The 1,856-nt window shown below is 44.5% G+C and carries 2 protein-coding genes; one reads left to right on the forward strand and one right to left on the reverse strand.

All coding sequences use genetic code 11. The features are described from left to right. On the reverse strand, positions 1 to 602 hold a 602-nt coding region (locus tag NHN17_RS25650; RefSeq protein WP_255045506.1), incomplete at its 3' end, for an MFS transporter. Between the two features lie 574 nt (positions 603 to 1,176). On the opposite strand from NHN17_RS25650, the gene iolE reads away from it, so the two are divergent. Continuing rightward, positions 1,177 to 1,856 (forward strand): myo-inosose-2 dehydratase (iolE, locus tag NHN17_RS25655; protein WP_255045507.1); only part of this gene is annotated, 680 nt, incomplete at its 3' end.

Here is a 1,856-nt window from a genome sequence, read left to right on the forward strand (position 1 = left end):
ATAAGGAACAACAGGCCAGCAAACAGTGCGGCTGGAAGCACTTCTGAGCCCAGCATCCAGCGCCAGCCCATATCAACCAACCACGTTTCACTCATACCTTTTGCAATCAGGTAGTTAACGTAGAACACCCCAGTCTGACCGATAACAGCAGATTGTTGGAACATACTGACGGCACGGCCGCGGAAGTCTTTCGGCGCCACTTCAGACATGTACATAGGTGAAACCACACAGGCCAAACCAACAGCGACACCACCAACAATGCGAAGTAGAACATAGAACGTGAAGGTAGTGGCAAGTGCCGAGCCGATGGCGGAGATCATGAAGAGGATAGCGCCGATGAAGAGGGTTTTACGACGGCCATATTTGAGGGCTGCCCAGCCGGCACTTACCGCACCAATGATACTACCTAGAACCACACTTGATACTGCCCAGCCGGTTTGTGCAGAGGTTAGTCCAAAGTGTTCGCGTATGGGGCCGATGGCGCCGGAAATAACAGCAGTGTCATAACCTAATAAGATTCCCCCTAGGGCTGCAATACAACAAATTCGAATAATGTAAGCAAAATTATGTTTTCGGGCCTCGGCCGCGGTTGTGGGTGACATGCGTTGCTCCTTGATTTTTTTCCCTTCTCTCACTCAACCATCGAATAAGCATGAGCTGGGTAGCGGTCCGATACGCCTTTACTGTAGGGCATAGGTATCGGCTGTTTTATTTCACCCTTTTATCTGTAGTAGTTATATGTTGCTCTGAAAATATTTTTTCATAAGGTGATGTTTTAATCATATGGACAACATTTGCTCTCGGCTATACCTAAAGTTGATTTTTATTCGTAAATGATATCTTGATCAAATTAAGAAAAATATTTTTCAAAATTAATTTTTAATTTAAATGGTTGTTTTTATTGGGTTTTATCGGTTTGTGATCTTGCTCAAGAAATCGCCTTGGACCGCGTGGTTACTGGGTTCTTTCTATTTTTTTCAAAAAAATGAAATGCTTTTAGATGTTCGGAAAATATTTTTCATTTTGTTTTTTTTGGTTATAGTAATTCCCAAGTTAAGCGAACGGTGAACAGAGCGACATTCTTTACCTAGATGCGAAAAAGGCATAATCCAAAGAACAAGCTAATCACCTCATCACGTTAAATTTTTATTTAAGTTATATTTTTGGAGAACAAACATGAGCAATGTGCAATACGGAATCAGCCCACTGACTTGGACTAACGATGATATGCCAGAATTGGGTGGTGAAATCCCATTGGAAACATGTTTGAGTGAGATGGCAGAAGCGGGCTTTACTGGTACTGAACTAGGTACTAAATATCCTCGTGAGCCAGAAGTACTTATTCCACTTCTAGAGCAACACGGTCTGGTTCTCGCTTCTGGCTGGTACAGCGGCAACCTGATGACGCTAACCGCTGACGAAGAAATCGCAGCAATGCAGGAGCACATCAAACTGCTGAAAGCCGCTGGCTGTAAAGCGATGGTATTTGGTGAAGTGAGCAATACAGTTCACGGCGACATCAACACACCATTGTCTCAGCGCGTTATCCTGACAATGGATGAGTGGAAAACCTACTGTGAGAAGCTAACAACAGTTTCTGAGTACCTACTAAACGAGCATGACATCAAGCTGTCTTTCCACCACCACGTGGGCACTATCTGTGAAACTGAAGACGACATCAACATCATGATGGAGCTAACTGGCGATGCTGTTCACCTAACGCTAGACACAGGTCACATCACATACGGTGGCGGTAACCCTGTCACTATGATCAAGCGTTGGGGCCACCGTATCGGTCACATGCATTTTAAAGACCTACGTCTAGACGTTATGAAGGCCGCTCGTGATGCAGACAA

The organism is Photobacterium pectinilyticum (assembly GCF_024357955.1).
Classification (GTDB): domain Bacteria; phylum Pseudomonadota; class Gammaproteobacteria; order Enterobacterales; family Vibrionaceae; genus Photobacterium; species Photobacterium pectinilyticum.